General features: G+C 69.1%; 21 protein-coding genes and 4 pseudogenes. 10 read left to right on the plus strand and 15 right to left on the minus strand.

Annotated elements, in window-relative coordinates; genetic code table 11:
* Positions 1-75 precede the first annotated feature (75 nt).
* Positions 76-288: pseudogene (locus ABT254_RS46030) on the minus strand (transposase); the annotation flags it as partial.
* A gap of 173 nt (positions 289-461) precedes the next feature.
* Between ABT254_RS46030 and ABT254_RS46035 the strand changes: the two are divergent.
* The gene (locus tag ABT254_RS46035) at positions 462-977 is read left to right on the plus strand and encodes a DinB family protein (RefSeq protein ID WP_351483702.1); all 516 of its coding nucleotides are present in this window, start codon (positions 462-464) and stop codon (positions 975-977) included.
* A gap of 13 nt (positions 978-990) precedes the next feature.
* On the opposite strand, the gene ABT254_RS46040 is transcribed toward ABT254_RS46035, so the two are convergent.
* Entirely contained in the window at positions 991-1,869 is an 879-nt protein-coding gene (locus tag ABT254_RS46040; RefSeq protein ID WP_351483712.1) for an IS5 family transposase, read from the minus strand.
* Positions 1,870-1,903: 34 nt separating this feature from the next.
* On the opposite strand from ABT254_RS46040, the gene ABT254_RS46045 reads away from it, so the two are divergent.
* The 4 genes and pseudogenes from ABT254_RS46045 to ABT254_RS46060 form a co-directional block, all read left to right on the plus strand.
* Positions 1,904-2,206, plus strand: coding sequence for a hypothetical protein (locus ABT254_RS46045; RefSeq protein WP_351483703.1), 303 nt, complete (start codon positions 1,904-1,906; stop codon positions 2,204-2,206).
* Between the two features lie 213 nt (positions 2,207-2,419).
* The gene (locus ABT254_RS46050; RefSeq protein ID WP_351483704.1) at positions 2,420-3,163 is read left to right on the plus strand and encodes an alpha/beta hydrolase; all 744 of its coding nucleotides are present in this window, start codon (positions 2,420-2,422) and stop codon (positions 3,161-3,163) included.
* A 231-nt stretch (positions 3,164-3,394) separates the two neighbouring features.
* A pseudogene (locus tag ABT254_RS46055) lies at positions 3,395-4,035 on the plus strand (nucleotidyltransferase domain-containing protein).
* 29 nt (positions 4,036-4,064) lie between these two features.
* A pseudogene (locus ABT254_RS46060) lies at positions 4,065-4,754 on the plus strand (ISL3 family transposase); the annotation flags it as partial.
* A 39-nt stretch (positions 4,755-4,793) separates the two neighbouring features.
* On the opposite strand, the gene ABT254_RS46065 reads toward ABT254_RS46060, so the two are convergent.
* Genes ABT254_RS46065 through ABT254_RS46080 form a run of 4 tightly spaced genes read right to left on the minus strand, consistent with a single transcriptional unit; the run spans position 4,794 to position 9,475 of the window.
* Entirely contained in the window at positions 4,794-5,816 is a 1,023-nt protein-coding gene (locus tag ABT254_RS46065) for a branched-chain amino acid ABC transporter permease (RefSeq protein WP_055542292.1), read from the minus strand.
* Complete coding sequence (locus tag ABT254_RS46070) at positions 5,813-6,676, minus strand: branched-chain amino acid ABC transporter permease (RefSeq protein ID WP_351483705.1); 864 nt, start codon at positions 6,674-6,676, stop codon at positions 5,813-5,815. Before ABT254_RS46070 ends, ABT254_RS46065 begins: the two co-directional genes overlap by 4 nt.
* A gap of 55 nt (positions 6,677-6,731) precedes the next feature.
* Complete coding sequence (locus ABT254_RS46075; RefSeq protein ID WP_067246264.1) at positions 6,732-7,934, minus strand: ABC transporter substrate-binding protein; 1,203 nt, start codon at positions 7,932-7,934, stop codon at positions 6,732-6,734.
* Positions 7,931-9,475 carry an ATP-binding cassette domain-containing protein gene (locus tag ABT254_RS46080; RefSeq protein ID WP_067246261.1) on the minus strand — a complete coding sequence of 515 codons (1,545 nt, stop codon included), beginning with the start codon at positions 9,473-9,475 and terminating at the stop codon, positions 7,931-7,933. The genes ABT254_RS46075 and ABT254_RS46080 overlap by 4 nt, the downstream gene beginning before the upstream one ends.
* Before the next feature lie 744 nt (positions 9,476-10,219).
* Between ABT254_RS46080 and ABT254_RS46085 the strand changes: the two genes are divergently transcribed.
* Positions 10,220-10,390 (plus strand): hypothetical protein, encoded by a 171-nt coding sequence (locus ABT254_RS46085; RefSeq protein WP_351483706.1) that lies wholly within the window; start codon positions 10,220-10,222, stop codon positions 10,388-10,390.
* Positions 10,391-10,458: 68 nt separating this feature from the next.
* Here the strand turns inward: ABT254_RS46085 and ABT254_RS46090 are convergent, their stop codons facing one another.
* The 7 genes from ABT254_RS46090 to ABT254_RS46120 all read right to left on the minus strand — a co-directional run bounded on the left by ABT254_RS46090 (position 10,459) and on the right by ABT254_RS46120 (position 17,817).
* Positions 10,459-10,980 (minus strand): VOC family protein, encoded by a 522-nt coding sequence (locus ABT254_RS46090; RefSeq protein WP_055543002.1) that lies wholly within the window; start codon positions 10,978-10,980, stop codon positions 10,459-10,461.
* A gap of 125 nt (positions 10,981-11,105) precedes the next feature.
* Entirely contained in the window at positions 11,106-12,782 is a 1,677-nt protein-coding gene (locus ABT254_RS46095) for a thiamine pyrophosphate-binding protein (protein WP_055543001.1), read from the minus strand.
* 30 nt (positions 12,783-12,812) lie between these two features.
* A complete protein-coding gene (locus tag ABT254_RS46100; protein WP_199844542.1) occupies positions 12,813-13,577 on the minus strand; it encodes an SDR family NAD(P)-dependent oxidoreductase in 765 nt (254 codons plus the stop codon).
* The gene (locus ABT254_RS46105) at positions 13,574-14,455 is read right to left on the minus strand and encodes an SDR family oxidoreductase (RefSeq protein ID WP_055543000.1); all 882 of its coding nucleotides are present in this window, start codon (positions 14,453-14,455) and stop codon (positions 13,574-13,576) included. The genes ABT254_RS46100 and ABT254_RS46105 overlap by 4 nt, the downstream gene beginning before the upstream one ends.
* A 5-nt stretch (positions 14,456-14,460) precedes the next feature.
* Positions 14,461-15,969, minus strand: a complete 1,509-nt coding sequence (locus ABT254_RS46110) for a carotenoid oxygenase family protein (RefSeq protein ID WP_351483707.1) — start codon at positions 15,967-15,969, stop codon at positions 14,461-14,463.
* A 33-nt stretch (positions 15,970-16,002) separates the two neighbouring features.
* Entirely contained in the window at positions 16,003-17,472 is a 1,470-nt protein-coding gene (locus ABT254_RS46115; RefSeq protein WP_055542998.1) for an aldehyde dehydrogenase family protein, read from the minus strand.
* A 93-nt stretch (positions 17,473-17,565) separates the two neighbouring features.
* Positions 17,566-17,817, minus strand: coding sequence for a hypothetical protein (locus ABT254_RS46120; protein ID WP_055542997.1), 252 nt, complete (start codon positions 17,815-17,817; stop codon positions 17,566-17,568).
* A gap of 403 nt (positions 17,818-18,220) precedes the next feature.
* On the opposite strand from ABT254_RS46120, the gene ABT254_RS46125 reads away from it, so the two are divergent.
* From ABT254_RS46125 to ABT254_RS46140, 4 genes are all read left to right on the plus strand, one after another.
* Positions 18,221-18,715 carry a VOC family protein gene (locus ABT254_RS46125; RefSeq protein ID WP_351483708.1) on the plus strand — a complete coding sequence of 165 codons (495 nt, stop codon included), beginning with the start codon at positions 18,221-18,223 and terminating at the stop codon, positions 18,713-18,715.
* A gap of 25 nt (positions 18,716-18,740) precedes the next feature.
* Positions 18,741-20,396, plus strand: coding sequence for a bifunctional 3-(3-hydroxy-phenyl)propionate/3-hydroxycinnamic acid hydroxylase (locus ABT254_RS46130; protein ID WP_351483709.1), 1,656 nt, complete (start codon positions 18,741-18,743; stop codon positions 20,394-20,396).
* A complete protein-coding gene (locus ABT254_RS46135) occupies positions 20,393-21,235 on the plus strand; it encodes a fumarylacetoacetate hydrolase family protein (RefSeq protein ID WP_067246252.1) in 843 nt (280 codons plus the stop codon). Before ABT254_RS46130 ends, ABT254_RS46135 begins: the two co-directional genes overlap by 4 nt.
* Before the next feature lie 65 nt (positions 21,236-21,300).
* Positions 21,301-22,086, plus strand: a complete 786-nt coding sequence (locus tag ABT254_RS46140; RefSeq protein WP_067246250.1) for an IclR family transcriptional regulator — start codon at positions 21,301-21,303, stop codon at positions 22,084-22,086.
* 341 nt (positions 22,087-22,427) lie between these two features.
* Here ABT254_RS46140 and ABT254_RS46145 read toward each other — a convergent pair.
* Positions 22,428-22,902: pseudogene (locus ABT254_RS46145) on the minus strand (transposase); the annotation flags it as partial.
* Between the two features lie 183 nt (positions 22,903-23,085).
* On the minus strand, positions 23,086-23,388 hold the full coding sequence (locus tag ABT254_RS46150) for a hypothetical protein (protein WP_351483711.1): 303 nt from the start codon (positions 23,386-23,388) through the stop codon (positions 23,086-23,088).
* Positions 23,389-23,500 lie beyond the last annotated feature (112 nt).

Here is a 23,500-nt window from a genome sequence, read left to right on the forward strand (position 1 = left end):
CACCCGCCGAATACGAGACCAACCACTACCGCGAAACCACGAAACCCCAGGTCACAGTCACAACCTAGAGTCTCGATCAAACCCGGAACGGTTCAGCAGGGCCTGCATGTTCCCGTCCGGCAGCCGCTGGGCCATCGGCTGGATCGACTTGCGCCGGCCGTCCAGCATCAGCCCCCGCAGATAGCACTCACCCTTGGCCCGCTGATCCTTGCGCGGCACCGAGGCGAACACATCCTCAACGAACAGCCCCAACGCCGCGCGTAATCGGTTCACTTCATGCGTATCCACACACCCAACATGCTCTTGATCAGCGAGAACGCCAAGACCTAACGAAGCACTACTAGGGTCTGTCCGGCGGATCTTGCCGGGCTCTCCCTGAGCACAGCCGGTGCTGTGGCACTTGACGGTGCTTCCGATCAATTGAGTCGACACCCGTTCCGAGCTGCGGGAAACTCCCCGCGATGACTCAACGAACCGACACGCCTCCCACGTGGGACGAGCGTACGCAGCTGGCCACCTTCCTGGACTACGCCCGTGATACCGCGCGAGCCAAGTGTGAGGGCGTGTCCGCCGAAGATGCTCGCAAGGCCCCACTCCCGAGTTCACCGCTGATGACGTTGTGCGGGCTGATCAGTCATCTGCGGTGGGTCGAGTACTACTGGTTCCAAGTGATGTTCCTGGGCGAGGAGCTTGCGGGGCCGTTCACCGAGGCGACCGACGATGATCCCGATCCTGAGATGCGGACAGCAGTCGACATCCCGTTGCCCCAGCTTCTCGCCGAGTACGAGGAGCAGAGTGCCCGCTACCGTCGCCTGGTGTCCGACCACGAGCTGAACTCAACGGCAAAGCGTCCCATCAGCGAGGGCCGCCACGTCGATCTCCGCTGGGTGATCCTCCACCTCATTGAGGAGACGTCCCGCCACAACGGCCACCTCGACGTCGTGCGTGAGCTCGTCGACGGGCGTACCGGCGCCTGAGATCTCGTGCGAGTCATGAGCGGAGCCAGAGCTGGATCGAGGCGAGGGTGACGGTGCCGTGGAACAGATAGGCGCGTTTGTCGAACCTGGTGGCAACGGCGCGGGAGTTCTTGAGTGCCAAGATGGTCCGTTCGACTTCGTTCCTGCGCTTGTAGATCGTCTTCTCGAAGCCGGCGGGCCGTCCGCCCTCGCTGCCGCGGCGTTTGCGGTTGGCTCGCTGGTTCTTCGGCTCGGGGATGGTGTGCTTGATCTGCCGTCTGCGCAGGTAACGGCGGTTGCGGCGGGAGGAATACGCTTTGTCACCGCCGAGGTGGTCCGGGCGGGTGCGGGGGCGTCCGCCGCCGAGGCGGCCGACACGGATGCGTTCCATGACGGGGATGAACTGCGGGGCATCGCCCCACTGGCCTGGAGTGATCAGCAGGGCCAGGGGACGGAGCCCGCCTTCCCCAGCCAGATGGATCTTGGAGGTGAGGCCGCCCCGGGAGCGTCCGAGCCCCTCGTCGGGACGGTGTTGCCGGGGCGCGCGCCTTTTCCCGATCTGCGGGGGCCTCTTGCGCGCTCCGGCCGCGTGCTGGTGGGCTCGGCAGGTGGTGGAGTCCACCGACACCATCGACCAGTCGATGCTGCCCTGGGCATCCGCGTCGGCCAGGGCGGCCGCGAAGAGCCTGTCCCACGTGCCGTCCGCTGACCAACGTCTGTGCCGCTCATACACGGTCTTCCACTTCCCGAACCGCGCAGGCAGATCCCGCCATGGCATCCCGGTCCGGTTCCGGTACAGGATCCCGTTGATGATCCTGCGGTGACTGGCCCAACGACCGCCGCGCTGACCAGCCTTGGGCAGATGCGGCTTCAGCCGGGCCCACTCCTCGTTCGTGAGATCTCCCCGCCCCATGGCCATGCCAACGGACCGAAGCGCGAGAAGTCACATGATCCGCCGGACAGGCCCGAGCGCCCACCCGCGCGCCGGCAGCCTCACCCTCGCCCTGGTCCGTCGCCTCGCCGACGACCAGGCCCACCGCCAGGGCACGCTGCTGCTCAACGACGGAGCGGGCGGATCGTCGATCGAGCAGCTGCGACTGGCGATGCGCATCGGCCTCCCGTCGTTCGCCGGCGGCATGCCGCACCTTCGACCTGTTCGCCCTCGACCCGCGCGGAGTGGGCCACAGCACGCCGATCCGCTGCACTACGCCCCTCAAGCCGGCCGGCGTCACCCACCTCCCGCAAAATAGGGCGGAGTTCGACACGCTTGTGGCTCACAACCGTGCCTTCGCCGCCGGCCGTCTGCGGGAGAACGGCCCTCTGGTCGCTCACACCGACCTGACGAGCACCGCCCGGGACTTCGAGGCCGTGCGAATCGGGCTCGGCGAGAAGCAGCTGAACTGGTACGGCATCCACTACAGCACGCTGCTCGGGCGCACCTGTTCCCCGGCCCACTGCGCACCATGGTCCTGGACACGGCGCTGGACGACACCACCACACCCACCGAGCGGATCCTCCGGGAAGCAGCCACAGCGGAAGAGGCGTTCCACCCCTTCACCGCCTGGTGCGCCGCGTCCACGGACTGCCCCCTGCACGGCAAGGACTCAGCGACCGAATGCGACGCCCTCGTCGCCCGCGCCGACCGCACCCCGATCCCCACCGCCGGCTGCATCCGGGCACTGACCGGAGAAGACATCCGCGCCGCCACTCAGGACTACCTGACCCTCTCCGGCGTCACGTTGCCCGCCCTCGCCCAGGCCGTGGTCAAGGCCCAGGCCGGTGACGCGAGCGACTTCACCTGCGAGCCCGCCGACACCCTCGACCCCGTGCAGGTACAGGTCCCCCCTGCCTGGACACCGCGCCCGGTAACCACGTTCGACCAGCTCGCCCGGTTGCGCGACGACCTGGCCCGGATATCCCCGCACCTGGGCGGCGCCGTGCGCTCGTGGACCGCACTCACCGGCTGCCTTGGCTGGCCGGTGCCCGCCCACGCCGTCGCGGCCGGGTCTTCCATCCACGGCGCACCGCCCGCGCTCGTCCTGCAGTCCACCCACCAGGCGCTCGCCCCGCACAGCGCGGGCTTCGCCATGGCGGCCCAACTGCCCGGCAGTGTCGTCCTCAGCCGCGAAGGCGATGGCCACAGCGCCCACGGGGCCGACAACCGGCGGGCGGCGAACACGGACTCGAGAGTGGCCCTGCGTCGCTGATACGGCCATCCGGTTGTGTCGGTTCCGGACAGCCGCAGCAGATCGAATGCGGAAGCGCACCGGTTCGCAGAATCTCGGCCCTGCGTGGAGGGGAACTCGCGTGTTGGCCGGTGATCTCGGCGATATCGCGGACGGGTTAGAGCATGCACCATGTCCGGCTCCGGGTGCCGCTGGCCTGTTTTATCGATCTTGGCCTGGGGCTCCCTTGGAGACCGCTGATAGATTCCTGCGGTGAGCGAGCAACTGCCCAGCGGCGGGATTGAACTGTCACCCGGCGAGATCGACGCCCTCCACGTCAAGTGGTCGTCTTGCTGGACCCCGAGTGAGGTTGCGCAGCAGTTGGCCGGGATCGGCACGCCCTGGTACGTGGCCGCGGGCTGGGCGCTGGACCTCTTCCGTGGCAGGCAAACGCGCGCTCATGGGGACATCGAGATCGCGATTCCGGCCGCGCGCTTTCCTGAGGTCCGCTACCGCTTCCCCGGATACGTCTTCGACGCGGTAGGCAGTGGCCGGATCTGGGAGGACGCCATACCGGAGGTGCTGGCGCCGTACATCAGACTTGGCTCCGCGATCCGGCCACCGGCAACTACCTGCTCGACGTGTTCCGCGAACCGCACGACGGCGACACCTGGATCTGCCGACGAGATGAGAGGATCCGGCTTCCCTACAGCGACGTCATCCACCGCACCCGAGACGGCATCCCGTATCTGGCGCCCGAACTGGTCCTGCTGTTCAAGGCAAAGCACGCCCGTCGCAAAGATCAATCAGACTTCAACGCGACCGTCCCACACATGTCCCCGGCTCAGCGCGAGACCCTGGCCGAGCTACTCGACCGCGTACACCCGGGGCACCCCTGGATTGCGGATCTGTAGCTGGCTCCCCGAGGAAGCCAGTCTGCGCCGATCTCCTCGGCCAGGGCGTCGGCCTGCTCGACTGCTCCCGCCGCCTCAACCTGGCCCTGAAAACCGTCAAACGCTACGCCCGCATGCCCGAACCCCAGGCCCTGCGCATCGCCCCGCCTACCGGCCCACCCTCGTCGACCCCTACCGCGAGCACCTGCGCCGGCGCCGTGCCAAAGATCCCGCCGTCCCGGTCACCCACCTCCTTGAAGAAATCCGGGAGTTGGGCTACACCGGCAGCGCCAATCTGCTGGTCCGCTACGTCAACCAGGGCCGCGCCGAAGGCGACCGCCCGTCACCACCCCACGTCACGCCAGCCGCCTCCTGCTCACCGATCCCGAAAACCTGCGCCCGAAGGAAACGGCCCTGCTGGAGAAGATCTCTGCGGCCTGCCCGGAGATGACCGCACTCGCCGATCTCGTACGCGGCTTCGCCACCCTGCTGAAACCAGCCGAGGGCAACGACGTGAAACTCATCGGATGGATCACGACCGCCCGGGCCATCGGCCTGCCTCACGTGCGCAGCTTCACCAATGGTCTCGAATCGACCGGGCCGCCGTGAACGCCGGCCTCACCCTGCCCTACCACAACGGCCGCACAGAAGGCGTCAACACCCGCACCAAGAGGATCATGCGACAGATGCACGGACGCGCCGGATTCCACCTCCTCCGCCACCGCATCCTCCTGCCCTGACGGCTACTCCGCGTTACCATCGACTACGGGCCAGAGCCGTTAAGGTTGACACACCCTCTGGGGGCTGCTGTCAGAGCCGGTCTCCGCAGTGGCCGGCGAGACCCGCCGACGGGCGGCCGGGAACCGTACCGCGCGGCAGACGAGGGGCCAGACTCCTTGCGGGGCGAACCGCACGATCAGGACCAGCAGGAGACCTTCGATGACCAGGGACAGCGTCTGCTGGTCCTGGAGCAGACGGGTCAGCCCGTAGTAGACGACACCCACGCCGACGACAGGTCCGAGCACGGTGCCCGCGCCGCCGACCACGGACATCAGGACGGCGTTCAGGCTCCAGTTGACGCTGGCCACGCCGTCTGGGGAGATGACGACAAACTGGAAGGCGATCACTGCTCCGGCCAGCCCCGTAAGCGCGCTGGTGGGGACCAGTGCGGCGAGCCGGTGCCAGTAGACGGACACACCGAGGCCCGCAGCGGCCGGCTCGTTGTCGCGTACGGCGGTGAGCCGCAGTCCGAAGGCGCTGTGCCGGACGTAGAGCGTGAGCGCCATGGCCAGGGCGGCGACGAGGACCGCGATCTGGTACAGGTTGCCGCCGCTGGGGATCCGCTCCGTGGGGAGAGTGAGGCCGCTGGCACCGCCGGCCCAGTTCCAGTTGCTGAGCAGGGCCTGGATGGCGATGGAGACGGCCAGGGTGCCCACGGCGAAGTAGTCGCCGCGCAGCCGCAGCAGCGGTACGGCGAGCAGCAGGGCGAGCAGTGCCGCGCCGACGCCCGCGCCGAGGAAAGCGACGGGCCAGGGCAGGCCGGTGTGGACCAGGGTCAGGGCGGTGGTGTAGCCGCCGGTCGCCATGAACGCGGCGGCGCCGAGGGAGATCTGGCCGCTGAAGCCGGCGAGGACGTTCCAGGCCTGGGCGATGGTCAGATACGTCAGCAGGGTGACGCTCAGGTCCAGCTGTCCCAGGGAGAGCGCCGGGGCGAGCGCAAAAGCGGCGACGGTGAGGGCCGCGAGGGAGGCCGCGGGCCACAGGGCCTTCGATGCCCCTGTTGGGACGGACGGGGTTTTCATCCGGTGGCCGCCTTTCGGAACAGGCCCTGGGGGCGTACGGCGAGGACGAGGAAGAAGGCGAGGTAGACGACGACGTCGCGCATGCCGCCGCCGAACAGCTGGACACTGGCCGACTGCAGGACGCCGAGAGCGATGCCGGCGAGGAGGACCCCGCCGACGCTGCCGATGCCGGCCAGGGCCATCACGGCCATGCCGGTCAGCAGCAGTGGCAGCCCGCTGGTGGGAGTGAAGCTCTGGGCGACGCCGGTCAGGACTCCTCCGGCTGCGGCCAGGGCCGCGGCTCCGGCGAAGGTCATGGCGTACACCGTCGACACGTTGATGCCGAGCACGGCGGCGGTGGCCGGGTCTGCCGAGGCCGCCCGGACCGCGCTTCCGGCACGCGTACGGGTCAGGACGAGGTGGGTGGCGGCGCACAGGACGGTGGTCAGCGCGAAGGCAATGAGATAGATCGTCTGGATCCGCAGGCCGAGGACGGAGATGCCCGAGTCGGCGTAGGAGGCGGGCAGACTCTTGGGGTGGGTGCCGAACACGCCCTGGAACAGTGCCTGGGCGAGCAGGGACAGCCCGAAGGTGCCCACCAGCAGCGCGCTCTTGTCCCCTCTCAGGAGAGGGGTGAGCAGATACCGCTGGAGGGGATAGGCGATCAGGGCGACGCCCGCCATGGCGAGGGGCAGGGCCAGCAACGGGTCCCAGCCGGAGTCCACCACCAGCAGGGATGCCAAGTAGGCGCCAGCGATGACGAGTTCGCCGTGGGCCAGGTTCATCAGGCCCAGTACGCCGAACACCAGGGAGATGCCCAGTCCGATCAGGGCGTAGAGGCCGCCGGAGAGGATACCGGCGGCCAGGACGTCGAGGGTCACGATGTGCTCCGTTCGTTCACGCTCGTGGCGGGTCGTGGCGCGCTCATGCCGGGCCTCAGCCGAGCCCGGTCAGCGAGGCGAGCGGGGAACCGCCCTTGGCCGGCCAGACCTGCTTGATGGCGCCGCCTTCCCATTGACCGATGAAGGTGGGGGTCACGCTCTTGTTGTCCACGAACTTCACGGGGCCCTGCGCGGAGACGGTGGTGCTCTTGGCCAGTGCCTTGTTGATGGCGTCGGCGTCGGTGCTTCCGGCGGACTTGATGGCGTCCAGGAGGATGGTCGCCTCGTGCAGTCCGAGGGCGACCGAGCCGAGGTCGGTGAGGTTGGTGTACTTCTTGCCGTACTTGCTGACGATGAGGTTCGTCTCCGGCAGGCCGGCCGTGTCGGACCAGTTCAGCTGGACGAGGGTGCCGTCGCCGAGCTTGCCGAGGGAGCCCCAGCCGGGCGTCTGCGCGCACTGCACGCCGACGGCGACCTTGGGCTTGTAGGCCAGGGCTTTCATCTGCTTCCACATCGCGAAGCAGTCCGGAGGGGCCATGGCTGCGATCAGCACCTGCGCGTGCGAGGACTTCCCGGCCTTGATGACGTCGGAGAAGTCGGTGGTGCCGGTGGGGACGGCCTTGGTGGCGGCGATGGTGAAACCGGCCTTCGTGCCGGTGGCACCCCACAGCTTGCCGGTGGATATGCCCTGTGCGTCATTGTTGGTGACGATCAGCGTCTTCTTGTCGGTCTTGGCCCCGGTGGCGACGGTGTAGAAGTCTTTGGCCCCGTCGGCGAGTGACTGGAAGGAGTCCCAGGTGTAGCCCTTGCCCTTGGGCAACAGCTCGACGGGGAGGGCGCCCATCACCAGCGGCACCTTCAGCGCGTCGGCCTGGCCCTGCATGTCGATGTTCTGTTGGCAGCACGAGCCCAGCAGCCCCACGACGTGGTCCGTGAGCGCCAGGGAACGCACCTGCTGGACCATGGTGTTGGTGTCAGTGCGGTTGTCGAGCACCTTCAGCTCGACCTTCCGCTTCTTGCCGCCCACTTCCAGGCCGCCCTCGGCGTTCACCTTCTGCACGGCCAGGAGGTAGCCGTCGCGGATCTGGTTGAGGACGGTGGTGCCGGACAGCGAGATGCTGGTCCCGATGACGATGGGGCCGCCGTCGTCGTTCTTGCCGCCGCTGCTGCTCGAGGCGTTGCCCGCACAGCCCGCGGTCGCGGCTAGCAGTGCGGCCGCGCCGAGTGCGTGGATGCGGCGGCTGGTGGATCTGATCACGAGAGGTCTCCTTCGGATGCGCTGAGCGGATGGGGAGCGGAGGGGACGGGGGGTGGGGAGGAGCCGGCGGCGGATGCGTCGTCGGCGGTGCCGAAGTAGGCGGCGTCCAGGGCCTGGTCGCTGAGCAGGGCCTCGGGGCTGCCGCTGTAGGAGACACGTCCGCGGGAGAGCACGACGGCGTGGTCGGCGATGCCCAGCGCCCGCTTGACGTTCTGCTCCACCAGCACGATCGCGACGCCCTGGGAGTTGATCTCGGCCAGCGCCCTGTACAGGGCGTCGATGGCCACCGGTGCGAGCCCGAGCGAGATCTCGTCGCAGATCAGCACCTGAGGGTCGGCCATGAGGGCCCGTCCCACGGCCAGCATCTGCTGCTGGCCGCCGGACATGGTCCCGGCCGGCTGGTCGGCGCGTTCGGCCAGCACCGGGAAGATCGCGTGGACACGCTCCATACGACCGCGTACCTCATCCCTGGCCAGTGCCAGCGGGGCACCGAGCATCAGGTTCTCGGCGACGGTGAGGCCGGTGAAGATACGGCGGCCTTCCTGGCAGTGGGCGATGCCCAGGCGCGCCCGGTGGTGGGTGGCCATGCCGGTGATGTCCTGGCCGAGGGCGTGCACGGATCCCGACCTCGCCTCGACGGCGCCCATGATCGTGGCGCACAGAGTCGACTTGCCGGCCCCGTTGGCACCCAGCACGGTCACAATCTGCCCGGCCTGGACGCGCACCGAGAAGTCCCGCAGTGCGAGCATGTCGCCGTAACCGGCGCTGACCGATTCGAGAGCGAGTACAACAGCGGCATCCGATGCCGTGGGGGTGGCCGCACGTCGGGCGGCAGGCGTCCGCGTCTCGTCGCCGTCGCCGAGGTAAACGGCACGCACTTCCTCGTTGGCGGCGATCTCGGCGGGTGCGCCCTCGGCCATGGGGCGGCCCCAGTTGAGGACCAAGACACGGTCGACGAGTTCTCGTACCACCCGCTCGATGTGCTCGACCAGAAGCACGGTGATGCCCTGGGCGTGGACCTGGCGGATCAGGTCGATCGCCTCGTCCAGCTCGCGGCCGACGAGCCCCGCCGCGACCTCGTCGAACATGAGCAACCGGGGACGGGTGGCCAGGGCCCGCGCCACCTCCAGTCGCTTCAGGTCCAGGACCCGCAGGGAGTCAGCGGGACGGGACGCCTTGGTGTCCAGTCGGCACTGAGCGAGGATCTCGTCGATCTCGTCGGAGTGCAGGTGCGGTCGGCCCGCCATGGCTCCGATGCGTACGTTGTCCCGGACGGTCAGTCCGTGGAAGGGCCGCGGGACCTGGTGGGCCAGCGCGACACCGGTGCGGGTGATGCGGTGCACCGGCATCCGGTCCAGTCGCTGCTTTCCCAGCCAGACCTCGCCCTCGGTCGGGCGGTGAACTCCGGAGATCAGTTTGAGCAGTGTGCTCTTGCCCGCGCCGTTGGGACCGATGACAGCGACTGCCTCTCCGGACGCCACCGAGAGGTCGACGCCGTCGAGAGCCGTGACACCGCCGAAACGCTTGGCGAGTCCTCGCACCTGAAGAGGGGCTCCGGGCGAGGTGCCTCGCAGGGTTGCGGACGAGGCTGCGGTACGAGGTTCGGCCCCTGGCGGGGACGACACATCGGCATCGCCACCCCCGGCGTGGGGGGTCGTCTCAGCATCCAGTCTGTTCATGCCGTGACTCCTCACCGCCGCGCCGGGAATGCCCCCGATGTCACGCGGCGAGTGGTTGACCGTAACTTCCGCGAAGCGTACGGTCCCTCATGTCGAAACGCTAGTCCTAATTCACGGGACATTCAGAAGAGGTGCGTCACCACCACCGAGGGTCGCGATGTAGGGTCGGCAGGCAGCGCATCGGCGCCGTAACGGGCCGCCGACTGGCCGACGGATCCGACAGACGGTCCGGGGTGCTGGCTTCCAGGCCAAGGGATACCGGACGATAGACGCCTCGATCTGCGGCCGGCACGTCATCGCACGGCACAGGCGGTTATCCGGCACCACCCCCTGTGGGGGACACCGCGATCCCGCGCATCGCCAGAGGAGGCGACTCCCCGGTGGCCGCCAGAGCCTCTCATTGATGCTAGAGAGGTCCGGGTTATCAGGAGCAAGGTCCGGTCTTTCAGGATTACTTGCGAGCGCGCCCGCGGAACTCGCGCCTGGAGCGCCTCGCCAACCTGCGGCCCTCGCCTCAGGGGCGCGCCTCAGCCCTCGTGGTCGCGCAGCGCCTTCATGCCGCCGGCCCACCTCTTCGAACTCACCTTTACGGGTGGACGAATTCCGATGCAGCCGTCCCGCACATCGCTTGCCGCCGTCCGGCTGCCCCTCGTCCTGGCCGCGGGTGCGGCCGCTTCCTTCGCCGCCGCCGACGGTTCCGGCGGCACCTCGCAGCCGGCCGCCCAGGACAGCTCCGGGGGACGGCGTCGGTCAGACCTGGCCGGCCGACTACGGTGACGACACCGTCTTCGGTCACTTCGCCGCAGAGCTCACGTTCACTTCGGCGAGCCGGATGAACGGGAGGCTCACCGGGGCCGACTGACCTGGCCGAGGGATTCCCTGTACATGTCGGTGAAGGCTTCGTTGAGGCCCGGGCTCGCTTCGATGAGCTCGGTCATGCCGGGAAGGATGTCGCGGGTGTCGAAATAGGCGACACGGGAGTCCGACCCGACGGAGGCCGTGAACACGGTTTCGTACCCTCTCCGGTGCATCGCCTCCACCGCCTCGTCGAAGGCGGTCGTGGCGTAGCCGAAATGGTGGAAGCCGTATCCCCGTTGGGTGATCACGTCACGATGCACGGACGGCAGGTCGTCGACGGGCTGGATGAGTTCGTACTGCATGTGCCCGCCGAAACCGAGCGCCACGTGCGCGCGTGCCTGGGCGGGTTCACCCCGGTAGCGGGGATTCTCGCCCGCGAAGTCGCGCAGGACCGTCCACGGCCCGACCCGGAAGCTCTCGCTGAACCGAGCCATCGCCGCGTCGAGGTCCTCGACGACGAACGCCATCTGGATGAGGCCGTCGGTCGGTTGGCCGAAGTCGAACAACATGGCAAGTCCCTGATGAATCGTGAGCCGGCACAGTCGACCGGCTCCATGACGTATCGGAAGCGTGGTCCGCTCCCGGCCGCTGTCGCACCACTTCCCGCGCTGCGGGCGTGGTGGCAGGGGCACGCTCAGAACGGGCTGCCGCCCATGATCACCCGTTCCTCCGGCGGGATCGGGTCGAGACTCACGTGCACCTCCACGCAGGACGGCCGCCCGCTCTGCAGAGCCTTGGCGAGGGTGGGCGCGAGTTCGTCGAGTGTGCGGACCTGGTGGCCGTCCGCACCCAGCGCGATCGCGGCGGCGGCGTAGGAGCCGTTCTCCAGCCGGTTGTTGACCACCCTGTCCTTGCCGTGAATGATCTCCTGCGCATGCAGAGTGGCGCCCCACGCCCGGTTGTTGAGCACGACGACGACCGCTCCGAGCCCGGCGCGCACCATCGAGTCGAACTCGCCGAGGCTGTAGCCGACGGACCCGTCACCGGTCACGAGCACGACGTTCGTGTCACGAGCGGCCGCCTGCGCTCCCAGCGCTACTCCCATCCCGACTCCCATGGAGCCGAGATAGCCGTGGCAGAGGAACGCGGACACCGGCGTCTCGGAGATCGTCTCCGACAGCCAGAGGTAGGTGAGCGCGCCGTCGGCGACGACCACCGACGACTCGGGCACCGCCGCGGCGATGGCGCGTACCGTGTCGTACGGGTGGATGCGCTCGTCGTGGACGACCTGCGCGGCCACGGCCTCGCGCCGCCGCTGAAGATGCGCCCGCAGGGTGTTCCGCCAGCCCGCCAGATCCGGACCGGTGGCCTGCCCGGCCGCGAGTTCCCGGTTGAGATCCTGGAACACGGGCAGCGGATCTGCGGCGACCGACAGCGCGACCGGCTGCAGGAGTCCCAGCTCGCCACCGGAGGGATCGATCTGCACCACCCGCGCGCCGCGCGGGATCAGCGCACCCGAGCCGTGCGCAGTCGTGAGGCCGAACCGGAGCCCCGCCATGATCACCAGGTCGGGCTCTGCTCCGGACGGCAGCCCGTTCAGCCCCTGCAGCAGACCGAAGTTCACGGGGCTGAGCGTGATCGCGCCAAGGCCCTCGTAGTCCGACATCAGGGGTACGCCGAGTCGCTCGGCGAAGGCCCGTAGCTCGGCGTCGGCGCCGGATCTCGGCACCTCGGATCCGGCGATGATCACGGGCCGCCGGGCCTCCGACAGCATCCCGAGGATCTGCTGCGCCCCGGCCTGTGAGAGCCCGGGCCCATGATCGGCCCCGTTCAGGAGTTCCGTCGCCAGGTCGGGCAGGTCGATCTGCTCGGTCAGCACGTCCCAGGGGATGTCCACGAGCACCGGCCCGCGGGGCGCGGACAGCGCGGTGCGGATCGCGCGGGCCAGGATGCGGGGGATCAGCGACGCACGTGTCACCCGGTGCGCCCACTTGGTGACGGGCGTCGCGATGGCCACCTGGTCAAGGCCCGCCTGCAGGGTGTTGGTCTGGTCGTCGGCGAGCGGTCCGGACGCGGCGAGGTAGAGCACGGGAGTGCGGTCCAGGTGTGCGTTGGCCATCGACGTCACCGCGTTGGTGAACCCGCCGCCGGCAGTGAGCAACGCGACCCCGAGGGCATTGCGCACCCGGGCGTAGCCCTCCGCCGCATGGCCCGCGTTCATCTCGTGCCGCACGTCCACGATGGGCAGCCGATGGTCGAGCGCGGCTTGGTACACGGAGTCGATGTGCGCGCCGTTGATGCCGAACATCCGGTCGACACCGGCCTGTTGGAGGATACGGACGACGAGGTCGCCGCCGGTCACACGAGTCATGGATGCTGCTTCCTTTCCGGACGCCGGGCGTCAGACGCAGGTTTCGCCGCCGTCGACGGCCAGGACATGGCCGGTGACGAAACTCGACTTCGGTGAAGCGAGCCAGTACGCGGCTTCGGCGACCTCCCGCGGCTCGGCCACGCGGCCGAGCGGGGTCCCGGCGGCGACGGCGGCGGCGTCGAGGTTCTCGTGTTCCTCCAGGTGCCGCAGCATTCCGGTGCGGGTGATGCCCGGGGCTATCGCGTTGACGCGGATCCCGTGCCGGCCGTGCTCGGCGGCCGCGGACCTGGTCAGCCCGACGATGCCGTGCTTGAAGGCGGAGTACGCGGCCCCGCCACCGGGGTTGCCCACCAGGCCGGCGACCGACGAGGTGTTCACGATCGCGCCGTGTCCCTGCCGCACCATGACGGCCAGCTCGTGCTTCATGCACAGCCAGACGCCACGCAGGTTCACCGCCTCGGACAGCTCCCAGCTGTCGCTGCTGAGCTGCTCGATCGGGCCGACCGGCGGCGCGATGCCCGCGTTGTTGAACGCGGCGTTCAGGGCACCGTAGGTGTCGACCGCCGTGGCCACCATGTTCTCGACCTCTTTCTCGACCGAGACGTCCACCTGGACGAAGACGGCCTTGCCGCCGGCCGCGGTGATGGTGGCGACGGTGTCCGCGCCGGATTCGGAGCGGTCTGCCGCGACGACGGAGGCACCGCGCTCGGCGAACAGCTCCGCCGCCGCCCGCCCGATGCCCGAGCCGGCACCGGTCACGAGCACGACCGAGCCCTCCATGTCGTGCGTCGTCACTGTCGGGCCTCCGCCGCGGTCAGGATCTCGTCGTAGATGGGGTTGGCGAGGACCGTCCTCTCCACCGCGGCACGGCGCGGGTCCCCCTGGTCGGTGGGGACCGATGCGAGGATCGCGTCGAACCGGCGGGCGAGCAGTTCCCGATGCTCGGCATGCGTCAGCACGTAGAGCCTTTCCTCTCGGATCGCTTGCAGGACCCGCTCGCCGACTTCCCGCGGCTGAATCGCCGTCTCGTGCAGATCGGCCTCCGCGGTGGCGCCCGGCGCGTGCGGCCGCGGCTCGCCGGGGGGTGGCGGTCCCTTGTGGATGTTGGTTCGGACGATTCCCGGCGTCAGGACGGAGACGTTCACCGGGGTGTCCCAAAGTTCGGCTGCCAGCGCCTCCATCAGCCCCACCACACCGAATTTCGCGGCCACGTAGAGCGCTCCGGGTGTGCCCAGCAGACCGCCGATCGACGCGGTCGAGACGATGTGCCCGGGGCGGCCGGAGGCCAGCATGCGCGGCAGGAAGGTCCGTATGCCGTTGAAGACGCCCGTGAGGTTGATGTCGAGCACCCAGTCCCACTGTTCGAACGTCGCCTCGGCCACCGGTGCGAGGAATCCGACGCCCGCGTTGTTGACCAGCACGTCCACGCCGCCGTAGCCACGGTCGAGTCGGTCGGCGAGGGCGGCGAACGCCTCCCGGTCGCGTACGTCGAGCTCGATGGCCTCGGCCTTGCCGATGCGCGCGAGCTCGCGTTGCGCGCTCTGAAGCGTCTCCGGGACGACTCCGCAGATGATGACGTTCATTCCGGCGTGGCACAGCGACTGTGCCACGCCGAGACCGATCCCGCTGTCTCCGCCGGTGATGAAGGCGGTCTTGCCCGCGAGGTCTCGCATGGCCGTCAGTCGTTGCCGCGGTGGACGGCGATGGCGCGGTCCAGGGTGGCGTGGTCGGCCCAGCTGCCGTGGAAGCCGAAGGGCACTCGGCTGGGGAGCTTGACCCGGGCCAGCGGGGTGCGGCGCAGGTCGGCGGCGTCGTGGATCAGCAGTTCGCTGAGGTTGGTGCTGCGATTCCACCACAGGGAGAGCAGGTAGCCGTCGTCCTCGGCGCGGGCGTTCTCGCGGGCGACGAAGACCGGTTCGCCGGGGCTGGTGAGGCCGTCCGGGCCTTCGACGACGGTGGTGCGGTCCAGGAGGTAGTCGTGGCGGGCCAGTCCGTCGGACATGATGTCGTCGGCCAGGCCGCGAGTGGTGACGAAGTAGCCGTAGCGGTTGGGGCGGCCCGTGTACGCGTCGTTGATCTTCGGGAACTCCCCGAGGACGCCGCTGATCATCTCCTCGGTGGCCCTTCCGGTCGCCAGGTCGACGCGCCACCGGTAGGGCTGGGCCGGGGGGAACCACTCGTGGGAGGTCACCGGCGTACCGATGCGGTCGATCGGGGTGCCGAGCCGGCTGATGCGGTGGCCGTCGATGACCAGCCGGCCTTCCTGCTCGTAGGCGTTGAAGAAGTGGGTGTTGGCCCAGTGGCCGCCGAGCTCGTGCCAGGTGACCTCGTGGGTGTGGCGGTTCATCAGGACGATCTGCACGCCGTGTTCGAGGGAGTCCTCGTCCCAGACCACGCCGGGCCTGCTCTGCGCGACCAGGTCGAGGCGGAACTGGGCCGGGGTGACGAAGAAGACGGCGTAGGTGTCGCTGACGGCGAAGTCGTGCATGAGGACCGGCACACCGATGTCGAAGGAGTGCGAGTCGATGATCTCGGCGGTCTTCACGTCGGCGCGGTACCAGGTGATCGTCGGTCCGACGGCGGCGAAGAACAGCATGTCGCCGCTGTCCGGGTCGGTCTTGTAGTGGCCGGTGCACAGCACGTCGATGCCGCCGTGGAAGTCGTACGTGCCAATGGTGCGCAGGGTCTCGGGGTCCAGCGCGTGCGGCAGTCCGCCCTCGAAGTAGACGATCAGGTGGTCGTCGAAGAGGCCTGCGTTGATGTTGGCGACGTTTTTGGCGGGCGGGGCTCCCTCGGGCAGTCGAGCGGGAGTGCCGCCGTTGACGAAGCCGCTGTAGATCGCTTCTCTGGCCTCCACCTCGACCTTCATCGAGTCGGTCTCCACCCAACGTGTGCGGTAGGCGGCCCGGCCCTCGCGCAGGTAGATGCCGCACACCATGCCGTCGCCCTCCCACCAGTGGTAGCGGTCGGTGTTGCGGGGCCGAAAGCGGGGGTTGGAGGAGACGCGGAACAGCGCGCCCGCAAGGTCGGCCGGTATCTCGCCGTCCACCTCCAGGTCATACCCCTCGCTCTCCTCCGTCCAGGGCGCGAAGGGTCCGTTGAGGAACTTGTTGTCGGTGGGCCAGTCGGCCCCCGCGTCGGCTTTCCGCATCTGCCGGGGGACGACGGTGATGGGGTCCATGGGCATGGAACTCTCCTGCAGCTCTGGGGGTTGGGGTGGTCAGAAGGGGTACTGCGGAAGTTCGCCCCGTACAGTGACCCACTGCTGTTCGGTGAAGGCTTCGAGGTTGGCGGCGGCGCCGCCGTGGCGGGATCCGGTGCCGGAGTCGCCGACCCCGCCGAACGGGATGAGCGCCTCGTCGTTGACGGTCTGGTCGTTGATGTGGACCAGCCCGCTGGGCACGCGCTCCGCCAGGGCGAGGCCCTTCATGACGTCCCGGGTGAGGATGCCGAGGGACAGCCCGTATTCGGTGCCGGCGGCCAGGCGGGCCGCCTCGTCGAGGTCCTGGAAGGGGACGACAGGTGCGACGGGGCCGAAGATTTCCTGTGCGTAGGCGGGCGCGGTGAGCGGCACCTCGGTGAGCACGGTCGGCCGGTAGAACAGGTCCTCGTAGGTGCCGCCCGCGGCCAGCCGGGCGCCCGCCTCGACCGTCTCGGTGACGATGCGGTGGATGTTGTCGCGCTGGCCGGCGTCGATGACCGGTCCGAGGGCGACGTTCTCACCGAGCGGATCGCCGACCGGGAGCGCGTCGGCGTGCTGGGCGAGCAGGGCGGTGTAGTCGTCGGCGACCGAGGCGTGCACGAGGTGGCGGCTGCTGGCCATGCAGATCTGGCCGGCATGCACGAAGGATCCCCAGGCGCCCACCGAGGCGGCCTTCTCCAGGTCGACGTCGTCCATGATGACGAGCGCGGAGTTCCCGCCCAGCTCCAGGTGGACCCGCTTGAGGTGCTCGGCCGCGGCGATGCCGATGGCGCGTCCGGCCCGGGTGGAGCCGGTGAAGGCGATGACGGGGATCTGCGGGTGTTCGACGACGGCCGCGCCGACGTCCGCGCCGCCGGGCAGGACGTGCAGCAGACCGGGCGGCAGACCCGCCTCCTCGAAGACCCGGGCGAAGACGACACCGCCGCTGATCGCGGTCCGTGGGTCCGGCTTGAGAACGACCGCGTTGCCCAGGGCCAGCGCCGGAGCGACCGCCCGCATGGCCAGGATGACCGGCACGTTGAACGGGGCGATCACCCCGACCACGCCGACAGGGACACGGCGGGAGAAGGACAGCCGCTGCTGCCCGGAACGCAGCAGCTCACCGTAGGGCGCCCCGGCGAGGGCGGCGGCCTCGTGACACTCCTCCGCACCACCGCTGGTGACCTGCAGGGCGGCGAACGGCCGGATCGCTCCGGACTCCCGCATCAGCCAGGTCTCGATCTCCTGCTGGTTCTCCTCGAAGAGACGCGCTGCTCGGCGCAGCACGGCCGCGCGGTCCGAGTACGGCCGGGCGGCCCACTCCCGCTGGGCCCGCACCGCCTGCTCCACCGCCTTGTCAACGTCGGCCCGCGTGGCAGACCCGACACGCGCCAGTCTCTTGCCCGTTGCGGGCTCGACGGCGTCGTACACCTCGCCGGAGCCGCTGATCCACTCGCCCGAGCCGGAGAAGATGCGGCCGTCCCAGGTGCTGCTGTCCAAAAACGTCATGGTGTCCCGTTCCAGTAGCGCGTCGTGGCGCGAAGGTTATGTGTCGTATCGCGAAAATTGTGTTGCGCGGTGTCTCAGGTCACAGCCGTGGTCTCACCTTGCGGAAGGCTCCAGACAGAGCCAGCGCACCCGGTCCGGCGGCGAAGACCAGCAAGCCGACCACGAGGTACGTGAAATCGATCTCGGCTCCCCCACCCCGTTGGGGCCGAGGACACCGGTGTGCAGGCCGAACTTGTAGAGGCCGTGCAGGACGAACAGCCACCCGGTCACGGCCCGCGGAATCAGGAGCGCGGCGCCGTGCAGCCCGGCCGTCCGGGACGTGGTGCTGCGATAGAAGCGGAACACGGGGATCTCCTTGGGGTGAGTCGGGCCCGCGGGTCGGTGGACGGCCGTGCTGCGGGCGCCCGCGCGGGTCACGGCCGGGCCTGATCGGTCAGTGACTTCGCAGTGCCTCCACGGGACGTCGATCCCGGCGAGCAGCCCGGACGACGGTGGCCGAGCTGGCTCGCCCGGCATCGGAATGGGCCATGAGGCGCCTCCCGTAGTGACTTCAGCGGTCCCGGCAGGCTCCCAAAAGCAGTGCCGACGTCCCGCATATTCGGACATGTATGTCTCGATGCAGGACGCTGCACTGAAAGGGCGTGTGACGTCAAGAGGCAGGACGCTGTTTCCTCACGGTTGACCTCGGCCGCCTGGAGGTCTAACGTCCTGTAAAACGAAACCTTAGTCCTGCAAAAGGAGACGCATCATGGCCATAACCGGACTGGGGCACACCGGCTTCTGGGTCGACGACCTGGAGAAGATGCGCGACTTCTACGAGCGGGTGCTGGGTCTGACCGTCACCGACGAGGACGAGGAGAAGGGCATCGTGTTCTTCTCCTCGTGCCCCGAGGAGGAGCACCACGAGTTCGTCCTGCAGCGGGGCCGAACCGCACCCGCCGGTGCCAAGCTGACCCACCAGGTGTCGTGGCGCGTGGACTCCCTGGAGTCGATCATCGACTTCCACCACCGGTTCCGCGCCGAGGGCATCGAGGTCCAGCAGGAGGTCACCCACGGCAACGCGATCGGCATCTACTTCTTCGACCCCGAGGGCAACCGCAACGAGGTCTACCTCCGGCTGGAGCGTGATGTACGCCAGCCGTTCCGCAAGACCCTCGATCTCGACCTGTCCCCCGAGGAGATCTTCGCCGAGGTCGAGCGGCTGCTGAGCGAGGGCGGCCCGGCCTACCAGCCGGTCCAGTAGCCGGCGGAACGACGGAAGGTCCCTCATGACACCGCCACCACCGGACGTGCTCGTCGTGGGCGCAGGCCCGACCGGACTGACGGCCGCCCACCTGCTGGGCTCCCGGGGCGTACGGGTGCTGCTGGTGGAACGCAACACCACCACCAGCAACGACGCCAAGGCGATCAGCCTCGACGACGAGTCGCTGCGCACCCTTCAGTCGGCCGATGGTCTCGACGAGGCCGTCTACCCGATCCTGGTGCCGGGCACCGGGACGAGGTACTTCGGCATCGGTGGGCGAATGCTCTTCCACGCCCGCGGCACCAGCGACCAGCGCTACGGACATCCCTTCAAGAACCCCTTCGCCCAGCCCGACCTGGAACGAGTGCTGCGCGAGGAACTGCGCCGCCTCCCCACCGTCGACGTCCGCTTCGACACCCGCCTGACAGATGTCGTCACCCAGCATTCCGACCTGGTGCGCGTCATGCTGCGTACGGGCGGGGAGGACGGGCCGGTCGAGAAACTGGACGTGTCCTACGTCCTCGGCTGCGACGGCGGCCGCAGCACCCTACGCGACCTGCTGTCCATCCCGATGCAGGGTCGCAGTTTCCCGGACGTGTGGCTGGTGGTCGACACTCTTCAGGACACGCACGACCAGCGTTTCGGCATGCACCACGGCGACCCCGACCGCCCCGTCGTCATCGTCGCAGGACGGGACGGACGTTGCCGCTACGAGTTCCGCCTGAAGCCGGGCGAGTGCGACGCCGGCACCCCGCCGCCGTTCTCGTTGGTGCGCGAACTCCTCGCGCCCTACCGGGAGATCACATCCGAGCAGGTCGAGCGCGCGGTCGCGTACAGCTTCCACGCGCTGCTGGCGGACCGCCTGCGCGACGGCCGCTGCTTCCTGCTCGGCGACGCCGCGCACATGATGCCGCCGTTCGCGGGGCAGGGCCTCAACTCCGGTGTCCGGGACGCGGCCAACCTCTGCTGGAAGATCAGCGAGGTCCTGGCGGGCCGGGCGAACGACAGGCTGCTCGACACCTACGACACCGAGCGGCGTCCCCATGCCCGGGCCGTGATCGACCTCTCCGTACGCCTCGGCCGGATCGTCATGACCACCAGCCGCCCCCGCGCCCTCCTGCGCGACCTGCTGATACGCACTGCCATGTACACACCACCCGGACGCCGCTACCTCACAGAGATGCGCTACCGCCCCGACACCCGCGCGACATCGGGCGCCGTCGTCGGCATCGACGGACCGGGCCGCGGGCTCGTCGGCACGATGCTGCCGCAGCCGCGGGTGCTGCGGGGACAGGACCACCACGTCATACGGCTCGATGACGTCTTGGGACAGGGCTGGAGCCTGCTGGGGGTCGGCGTGACCGACGCCGACTGGACCGCCGTAGCACGGACCGGTCTCCCGGACGCCGTCTCCGTGGATGTCCTCCTGGACGACCGCGCACCGCGCGACCGTGCCGGCCGGGCAGAGATCGCCGACGCCGACGGTCAGCTGGACGCCCTCTTCACCGGGCTGGCCGGGCACTTCGTCCTCGTACGCCCCGACCGTCTGGTGGCCGCCGTGTTCACCCCGGATAAGGCCGAGTACGTCGACGCGAAGCTTCGGCACTTCACCTCCCCCTTCCCGGCCCTCACCATTCCCGACCCCGAGATCCAGCCTGATTCCCCAGGAGTACGCCGATGAGGCTCAGCACCGTCCGTGTCGCCCACGACCACGGGACCGCCGCCGCCCGGCAGGACGGAGACGAACTCGTCCTGCTTCCCTTCTCCGACGTCGGCGCGCTGCTCGCCGCAGGAGACGACTGGCCGCAGCGGGCGGCCACCGCGGACAGCGAGCGCCTGCCCCTGGCCGAAGTGTCGCTCGCCCCGCTCGTCCCTCACCCCAACAAGATCATCTGCCTCGGCCTGAACTACGCCACCCACATCAAGGAGATGGGCCGCCCCACCCCCGCCCACCCCACCCTCTTCGCGAAGTACGACGGTGCTCTCATCGGCGCACACGACGACATCCACATGCCGCCCGTCAGCGACGACCTCGACTGGGAGGCCGAGTTGGGGGTGGTGATCGGACGCCCCGGCCGTCACGTGCCGCGCGAGAAGGCCCTGGAGCACGTCGCCGGATACACGGTCGCCAACGACGTCACCGTCCGCGACTGGCAGCACCGCACCAGGGAGTTCCTCTCCGGCAAGACCTTCGAGGCCACCACCCCGGTCGGCCCCGTCCTCGTCACCACGGACGAACTCCCGCTCGGCGCCTCCGGTTTGGACATCTCCTGCAGCGTCGACGGCCACACCATGCAGAAGTCCAACACCGCCGACCTGCTCTTCGACGTCGCCGACACCATCGCTTACGTCAGCACCATCATCACGCTGCTGCCTGGCGACCTGATCCTCACCGGCACCCCGGGCGGCGTCGGCGCCGGCCGCGACCCGAAGGTCTTCCTGCGCCCCGGACAGGAACTCGTCACCGCGGTCGAAGGCATCGGAGAGCTGCGCAACACCGTCGTCAAGGACCGGCTGTAGACCGGACAGGCGGGCGGATGGGCGCGGCCCGCAACGGCCCGCGACCATCCGCTACAGTGTCTCGCATGTCAGGAAACGCGTCCCCCAGTTACCGCGACCGCAACTCCACGGCCGACCGGGCACTCGACATTCTGGCCATGTTCGACGACGTCCACCTCGTCATCTCCGGAACCGCCGTTGCCGATCACCTCGGCGTGGCACGCTCCACCGCCTATCGCTACCTCCAGAGCCTGGTGAACGGGCGCTTCCTCGAAGAAGCCCCCGGCGGCGGCTTCCGGCTCGGCCTGCGGGTGCTGGAGATCGCCCGGTTGGCCCGCCGCAGCTACGGCCTCTCCGAGGTCGCGCAGCCGTCGATGGAGACGCTTGCCGAGGACGTGCACGAGACCGTGCTGCTGACCCGGCGCACCGGGGACCTGGTGGTCTGCGTCGACCGCGCGGAAAGCACCCGCGCGGTGCGCATCTCCTACGAACGCGGCAGCGCCCTGCCCATCAACGCCGGCGCCTCCGCCCTCGTCCTGCTCGCCTGGAGCCCCGAAGAAGAAGCCCGCAGACTGCTGGAGAACGCCGTACTGCGCCGCTTCACCCCGGCCACCCTCACCGACGTCGACGCCCTGATGGAACGCCTCGGCCGGATCCGCCGCCTCGGCTACTCCGTCACCCGCGGCGAACTCGACCCCGACGTGGTTGGCATCGCTGCCCCGATCCGCGACGAGAACAAACAAGTCGTCGCCGCAGTCAGCGTCGCCGCCCTCGCCTCCCGGATCTACCCGGAAGCCGAGACGGAGATCGCCCAGAAAGTCCTCACCACAGCCGACGAGATCAGCGACCGGATGGCAGTCGTCGCGGGATGACCCCGCCCGCACGGTTGGCGCACGGCCCCGAACCGCGCTGGAGGAAGTTCTGCCACCAGCCGCTAGGCAGCGCATGACGCCCCGGCACCTTGTCGGCACCCGCTGGACTGTGGGCGGTCCCCCGCTTCGGTGAGGCGCCGCTGTGGATGTGCGGGTCCCAAGGGGCGGAGATCGCCCCACTTCGGGTTAATTTCCAACACCTTTGCCCACACATCCCCCAGCGGTCGTCCAACGCTGCATCGGTGTCCTGCCAGCGTTTGACCAACAGGGGGAGTGCGAGGGCAGATCGGGAGTTCCGGGGGAGAGACCTGCTCCGGCACCCCAGCGGCGCTCGGCGGTCGGGCCTTGTCGGTGATCGTGGAGATGGGCTCCTTCGTGGTCGTCATCCCGTAGGTCTGGGCGAGGTGGGAGACGATCTCGCCGGAGGTCAGGCCCTTTGCGGTCAGCGAGATCACCAGGTCGTCCAGCGCGCCGGTGCGGGTGCGCGGGCAGCATCCGGGGCCGGAAGGTGCCCAGCCGGTCTCTGGGGACCTGCACCGTCACCGCGCCGACCTCCGTCATGACCTCCTTGGCCTGGTAGCCGTTGCGCATGTTGCCGCCCGAGCGGGACCCGCGCCCGCTGGTCCGGCCGGCCTCGGCGGCCAGGTGTTCGTCCATCTCGGCTTCCAGGGCGGCCTGCATCAGGTGCTGGGCCAGCTCGGGCAGCAGTCCACCGTCGCCCATCAGCCGCAGCCCTTCCCCGCGGACCTTCTCAGCCGCGAGCGCGGCGAGCTCCTCCAGCAGTTCGCTGGACAGACCGTTCGGCGATACCGGCATCGACTTCACGTCGGCACCCTCAACACTGCTGGCGGCCACGGCAAGCGACACGCTGCTGGAGGTCTCGATCCGGTGATCCATCGTCGTACTCATCAGGTGACTCCTTCGTGGAGGCTCACACCTGATTCATGACACTCCCGGTCAAGGCATGCGGCTGTAGAGGGGCTGGACAGCGCTGCCCGGTCAGCGGATCCGGGGCAGCGCCTTGTCGGGATGCGCGGTGTGGACGTAGCGGACAGCGGTGCCTGGATGGATACCGAACAACTGCACCAGGTGTACGGGATCGGCGGTTTGTCGGGCCTCGTCCAGTACTCGGTCGCTCCACAGCTGGCGAGGGGTGATTCCGGTGCGGTCGAATGCGTGGCGCAGGGCGCAGTAGCTGACGGGTGGGAGGGCGGGGTGGTGCGCTGAGTGCGTCGTGACCAGCAGGTGTGGATTGGGAGAGGCGGGCCACTGCTGCTGCCGCTCGTGGAGCCAGTCGTCCACCAGGCGGCGGGTCAGTGTGAACCGTTCCGGGTTTGATCGAGACTCTAGGTTGTGACTGTGACCTGGGGTTTCGTGGTTTCGCGGTAGTGGTTGGTCTCGTATTCGGCGGGTG

This window comes from Streptomyces sp. NPDC001137 (assembly GCF_040298885.1).
Classification (GTDB): domain Bacteria; phylum Actinomycetota; class Actinomycetes; order Streptomycetales; family Streptomycetaceae; genus Streptomyces.